A 6000-nucleotide genomic window follows, 5' to 3' on the forward strand; every position below is an offset into this window, starting at 1 on the left:
GGAGAAAAAATGCATAAGTGTATGTGGGATACAAAGACACAAACAACTGACAACTGACAACCAACTCAACGCCCTCCCTTATACGGGTTATTCCGTTTAAACTTGCCGTGTTTATTGTCGTGGCGATGGCCGCCTTTGTGTTTACTCCCTTCGCTACCGCTACTATCACCAAATTTTTTGGTACGGTTACGGGCAAGGATATCGTTGGTATGACTTAATTTGGAGGCGTCTTTAAGCTTCAATTCACCATCTGACAATTCTTCCAGGTGCTTCAAAATAACTTCATCATTTACCGAATCGCGGTTCCAGGTAAGGTATGATCGTTTCAGAAGATTGGCGATCACTTCTATGAGATACGTTTTTTCTTCACCTTCTTTATACTCCTTGGCTTTCTTAATAATATTCTCAAGCACCTTGCCATAAGGCTTGTATTTTATTTTACCCGAAGGATATTTTATCAGCTCGGGCTTGGTGATGAATGTTTCACGTGTTGGTTTAGGATAAGGAGAATCTACATCCAGCTTAAAGTCAGATATGATAAAAATATGATCCCACAGCTTATGTTTAAAATCAGTCACATCACGTAAATGCGGATTCAACTGACCCATAACTGCTATAATGGCCTGCGCCACTTTATTGCGCTCAGCGCGGTCTTTTACAGTAATTGCAAATTCAACCATGCGTTGAATATTCCGCCCGTATTCAGGCAGTACCAAATGCGGCAAGCCAGAATTGTAGTCCATAAATTCAAGGACATTCTTGTCTACCTTTTTAATTTCCTTCTTGATAATTGTAGGGGTATTTGTTAGTGTAAGTGTATAATGCTGACAGTAAATACAGACATCACGCAAAAATATGGATTTTATCACAAAAACCAAGCACAAAAAGTGCCGATTTGCCTTTTTAAATCCATTTGTAATGGTTAAATTTGCCTTCCTTTTATTTTAATCCAATTATTGACATTTTATGAAGTTTTTAGTTTGTATCAGCAATGTTCCTGACACCACTACAAAGATCAGTTTTGTTGACGGAAAAGCACTAAATACCGCCGGAGTTCAATTTGTCATCAACCCTTACGACGAAATAGCGTTAACACGCGCCCTTGAGCTGAAAGAAGCCCTTGGAGGAACGGTTACCGTTATTAATGTAGGCGGTGCAGGTACTGAACCTACGCTCCGCAAAGCCTTGGCGATTGGTGCCGATGACGCGATAAGGGTGAATGCCGAACCTGTTGATGCCTACCAGGTGGCTGCGCAGATAGCGGGTGTTGTTAAAACAAATCAATACGATGTTATTTTAACCGGCCGCGAATCCATCGATTACAATAGCGGACAGGTAGCAGGCATGCTGGGTGAATTACTTGAAATTCCTTCAATAAGCGTAGCTACAAAACTCGATATTAACGGAACTGAAGCCACAATTGAACGCGAGATAGATGGCGGCAAAGAAGTGCTGACCACAACCCTGCCCTTTGTTGCCAGCGCGCAAAAAGGCATGAGCGAACCACGGATTCCGAATATGCGCGGCATTATGTCGGCCCGCACAAAACCCTTACAGGTTGTTGAACCATCGGGTGACGCTAAACTAACCAGCTCTTTGCTTTATGAGCTGCCTCCTGCCAAACAGGCCTGTAAAATGATAGCCCCCGATAAAATGGATGAACTTGTCGGGTTGTTACATAATGAAGCTAAGGTGATATGAAAATGTTGTTGGTTGTCAGTTGTCATGACCAACATCAATCTGAAACAATCAAATAGGAACCGACAACCAACATCAAATAACTAACAACTATATGTCTGTACTCGTATTCGCAGAAAATTGGGATGGAAAATTCAAGAAGTCGACTTTCGAAGCAGTTTCTTATGCGGGCGAGATCGCAAAAAAAATATCAACCACCGTTTCCGCAATAGTTATCGGGAATGTGAGTGATGATGATCTGAAGAGTCTTGGCAAATACGGTGCAGCTAAAGTTCTGAATGTGAAGAACGATAGATTGAACACTCTTGTTCCACAAGCTTATACCAGCATTATTGCCGAAGCCGCTCAAAAAGAAGCCGCAACTGTGCTTGTGTTTTCTCATACCTACAGCGGAAAAAATATTGCGGGCCGCGTTGCCGCACGGCTGAAAGCCGGATTGGTAGCTGGCGCCACAGCCTTACCTTCAAACACATCTCCCTTTACCGTTCGAAAAAAATGTTTTTCAGGCAAAGGGTTGACAGATGTTGCTGTTACATCCGATATAAAAGTGCTGTCACTCACGCCAAACGCGTTTGGTGTAATTGCCGGCGATGGAAGCGCTTCTGTTGAAACATTTACTCCGGCCATAAAAGACAGTGATTTCAGAACAACAGTAAAAGAAGTTAAAAAAACATCAGGTAAAATAGCATTAACTGAGGCTGAACTCGTGGTTTCTGCGGGCCGTGGAATGAAAGGGCCTGAGAATTGGGGAATGATAGAAGATCTTGCCAATGCACTGGGAGCCGCGACAGCCTGCTCAAAACCGGTTGCTGATATCGGCTGGAGACCGCACCACGAGCACGTAGGACAAACCGGCATTACCATTGGCCCGAACTTATATATCGCCATTGGCATATCCGGCGCTATTCAGCATTTGGCGGGAGTTAGTTCATCAAAAACTATTGTTGCCGTAAATATTGATCCGGAAGCCCCATTTTTTAAAGCTGCCGACTATGGCGTTGTAGGTGATGCTTTTGAAGTAGTGCCAAAACTTTTAGAAGCGGTTAAAAAATTTAAAGCACATTGAGTGTCAAGGAAAAACGGATTATTGGCAAATTCCATTTGGATTTTTTAATCGATAACAAAGTTGCAGTTGAACTTAAAAAGGATAGTTTTCAAAATCGTACATTGACCAGGTTTTGGGTACTTAAAAACATTGAAAATTGAATTAGGCATATTAATTAATTTTACCGGTGATGGCGTAGTTAATAAAAGAATTATAAACTTACCCAATTCATAAATTCGTACAGATTCGTTTTTTATTGATGAAGAAGCTCAAGTTAGATATTGTCGGTTTATCATATAGTCAAACCCAGTCGGGAGCCTATGCGCTGGTATTAGGAGAGGCGAAAGGGAAACGACGATTACCCATCATTATTGGCGGCTTCGAGGCGCAGGCTATAGCTATTGAGCTTGAAAAAATGACTCCAAGCAGACCTTTGACTCACGATCTTTTCAAAAGTTTTTCCGAAGCATTCAACGTCACCATTAAAGAAGTTATTATTTACAACCTGGTCGAAGGCATTTTCTTTGCCAAGCTGATCTGTGACAACGGCGAAAAAGAGGTCGAAATAGATACACGCACTTCAGATGCTATCGCGATCGCCGTTCGTTTCCAGTGCCCGATCTTCACTTATGAGTTCATTCTTTCTTCCGCCGGAATCATCCTTGAAGATGAAAATGCCGCTACGGGAGAGAAAGTTGCGCTTGAGGAACCCGAGTTAGCTGAAAAGCCGGAAGAAGAAACCGATATAAGAAAAAAATCAAGTGAAGAGCTGAAGGAATTACTCAAAAAAGCGCTTGACGATGAACAGTATGAGCGCGCTTCACAGATCCGCGACGAACTGAACAACAGGAAAAAATCTTAGGAAAATAAAACCTTAGAAGCACATTGACTAACAACAAATCTGATATCGTATAATATTATTTGAAATTTTCAACACAATATTTGGTGAAAATTTTGAGCTTTCGTGCTTTAGTGGCCAAATACCAATTGCCCCTAAAGCACCAAAACACTAAAGCCCACAAAAAAAATTGATTCGATATAGACTATAATACTCAACCAAACACATTATGAACTACGATCTAATAGTAATTGGCAGCGGGCCCGGAGGGTACGTTGCGGCCATCAGGGCATCACAGCTGGGATTAAAGACTGCTATTGTAGAGAAAGAAAATTTAGGCGGCATTTGTCTTAACTGGGGTTGCATACCAACCAAAGCATTGTTAAAAAGCGCACAGGTGTTTGAATACCTGAATCATGCTAAAGATTATGGCATTAATGTGAATGAGGTAAAACCCGACTTTAACGCTGTTGTTAAACGTTCACGCGATGTAGCGGACGGCATGAGCAAAGGCGTTCAGTTCCTGATGAAAAAAAATAAGATTGATGTAATTACCGGGTTCGGAAAAATAAAAGCCGGAAAAAAAGTTGAAGTGAAGGATGCTGATGGCAAAACAACCACCTACGAAGCAAAAAATATCATCATGGCACTTGGTGCACGTTCGCGCCAGTTACCCAACCTGCCGCAGGATGGAAAAAAAATAATAGGTTACCGCGAAGCGATGAATTTGCCGCAGCAGCCTAAATCACTTGTTGTTGTTGGCTCAGGCGCGATAGGTGTTGAATTCGCTTATTTCTATGCTACCATGGGTACCAAAGTAACTGTTATTGAATTCCTGCCGGCCATTGTCCCTATTGAAGATGAAGAAGTATCAAAACAACTGGAACGCTCATTTAAAAAAGCGGGTATGACTGTTATGACCGACTCCAGTGTTGAAGCAGTTGATACAAAAGGAACAGGCTGCAAAGTAACTGTTAAAACAAAAAAAGGTGTTGAAACCATAGAGTGCGACATTGTACTTTCCGCGGTAGGTATACAGGCCAACCTCGAAGGTGTTGGACTGGAAGAAGTGGGCATTGTTACCGACAAAGGAAAAATAGTTACGAACCCCTATTACCAGACAAATATGCCCGGCTATTATGCTATTGGTGATTGTGTGGGCGGACAAGCCCTTGCACATGTTGCCAGCGCCGAAGGCATTATTTGTGTTGAAAAAATTGCCGGCCACCATCCCGAGCCGTTGGATTACAATAATATTCCCGGCTGCACGTATTGCCAGCCCGAGATCGCGTCCGTTGGTTATACCGAAAAAGCGGCCAAAGAAAAAGGCTTCGAACTTAAAATAGGTAAATTCCCTTTCTCTGCCAGCGGCAAAGCGAAAGCGGCCGGCGCTCCCGAAGGTTTTGTGAAATTAATTTTCGACGCGAAATACGGGGAACTCCTTGGCGCCCACATGATCGGAGCCAATGTAACCGAAATGATCGCCGAAATTGTTTCTGTACGTAAGCTTGAAACTACCGGGCACGAAATAATTAAAACCGTGCACCCGCACCCGACAATGTCGGAGGCTATTATGGAAGCGGCTGCGGCTGCCTATGGTGAGGTGATACATCTGTAGGCTGACAAAATTTCGTCATTCAATTATCAGCTTATTCACGCACTCTTTATCGTGCAGGTAAGTAATACTTGCCAGTTGTAAGTGATGTGTCATTTTGCAAATACTGGTACGTATCTTATAAATCTACACTTCTTTTGATAAAAAGAGCAAACCTGGTCAAGCCAAAAGAACATAAACTGACATTTCTCTTCAATGTAACCAACCCATGCGTTTTCATACAAGTCCCCCTCGAATAATAATTATACACCCCACTTCAATAGGACTTCGCTCAATGTCACCAATCGCACAATTTTTATTTATCATTTCATTTTGAGATCGTTTCCTGTTTTTCTATTAGAAAAAGGAAACACAAACAATCTCCGTATACATTCAATTTCCTTTTATCCTTTTAAAACCGTAATTTTAATTAACGACTATTTTAAGGTGTGCATGTTAAAATATTATTTTTTACTCTTTATTTCAGTTGTTGCCATTCCTTACGTTGAAGCCCAGAATAAAGCAAAATTCATGATCAGCTTTAAGGACAAAAGTGGCAGCGTTTATTCTACCGTAACACCTTCGGCATTTTTAACTACCCGTTCCATTAGCCGCAGAACAAAGCAAAGTATATCCGTTAAAACAGATGATCTGCCGGTGAATCAATGGTACATCGACAGCATCGCGAAAACCGGCGTAAAAATCCTTAACCGGTCGAAATGGTTCAACGCCATCAGTATCGATACGACAGGATACCCGAACGCACTGGCAAAGATTTTATCCTACCCCTTTGTTATAAGCTCTACTCCTATCGGAATAAAACCT

General features: G+C 42.0%; 6 protein-coding genes. 5 read left to right on the forward strand and 1 reads right to left on the reverse strand.

What is annotated here, in order from left to right:
• Positions 1-65: 65 nt before the first annotated feature.
• A complete protein-coding gene (locus HYU69_11535; GenBank protein ID MBI2270966.1) occupies positions 66-743 on the reverse strand; it encodes a DUF4290 domain-containing protein in 678 nt (225 codons plus the stop codon).
• Positions 744-966: 223 nt separating this feature from the next.
• On the opposite strand from HYU69_11535, the gene HYU69_11540 reads away from it, so the two are divergent.
• The 5 genes from HYU69_11540 to HYU69_11560 form a co-directional block, all read left to right on the forward strand.
• Positions 967-1701 carry an electron transfer flavoprotein subunit beta/FixA family protein gene (locus tag HYU69_11540; protein MBI2270967.1) on the forward strand — a complete coding sequence of 245 codons (735 nt, stop codon included), beginning with the start codon at positions 967-969 and terminating at the stop codon, positions 1699-1701.
• 91 nt (positions 1702-1792) lie between these two features.
• Positions 1793-2764: an electron transfer flavoprotein subunit alpha/FixB family protein gene (locus HYU69_11545; GenBank protein ID MBI2270968.1), complete on the forward strand. Its 972-nt coding sequence runs from the start codon at positions 1793-1795 to the stop codon at positions 2762-2764.
• A gap of 238 nt (positions 2765-3002) precedes the next feature.
• Positions 3003-3605, forward strand: coding sequence for a bifunctional nuclease family protein (locus HYU69_11550; GenBank protein ID MBI2270969.1), 603 nt, complete (start codon positions 3003-3005; stop codon positions 3603-3605).
• 205 nt (positions 3606-3810) lie between these two features.
• Positions 3811-5199 carry a dihydrolipoyl dehydrogenase gene (gene lpdA, locus HYU69_11555; protein MBI2270970.1) on the forward strand — a complete coding sequence of 463 codons (1389 nt, stop codon included), beginning with the start codon at positions 3811-3813 and terminating at the stop codon, positions 5197-5199.
• 429 nt (positions 5200-5628) lie between these two features.
• The coding region (locus HYU69_11560; protein MBI2270971.1) for a hypothetical protein at positions 5629-6000 on the forward strand (372 nt) is incomplete at its 3' end.

The sequence above is a fragment of the Bacteroidota bacterium genome (genome assembly GCA_016183775.1).
In the GTDB taxonomy this organism is placed as follows: Bacteria; Bacteroidota; Bacteroidia; order JABDFU01; family JABDFU01; genus JABDFU01.

Bases quoted from the DNA above. Each gene is read 5' to 3' on its own strand.
- HYU69_11535 (MBI2270966.1), bottom strand. From the start codon at position 743: ATGGACTACAATTCTGGCTTGCCGCATTTGGTACTGCCTGAATACGGG.
- HYU69_11540 (MBI2270967.1), top strand. From the start codon at position 967: ATGAAGTTTTTAGTTTGTATCAGCAATGTTCCTGACACCACTACAAAG.
- HYU69_11545 (MBI2270968.1), top strand. From the start codon at position 1,793: ATGTCTGTACTCGTATTCGCAGAAAATTGGGATGGAAAATTCAAGAAG.
- HYU69_11550 (MBI2270969.1), top strand. From the start codon at position 3,003: ATGAAGAAGCTCAAGTTAGATATTGTCGGTTTATCATATAGTCAAACC.
- lpdA (MBI2270970.1), top strand. From the start codon at position 3,811: ATGAACTACGATCTAATAGTAATTGGCAGCGGGCCCGGAGGGTACGTT.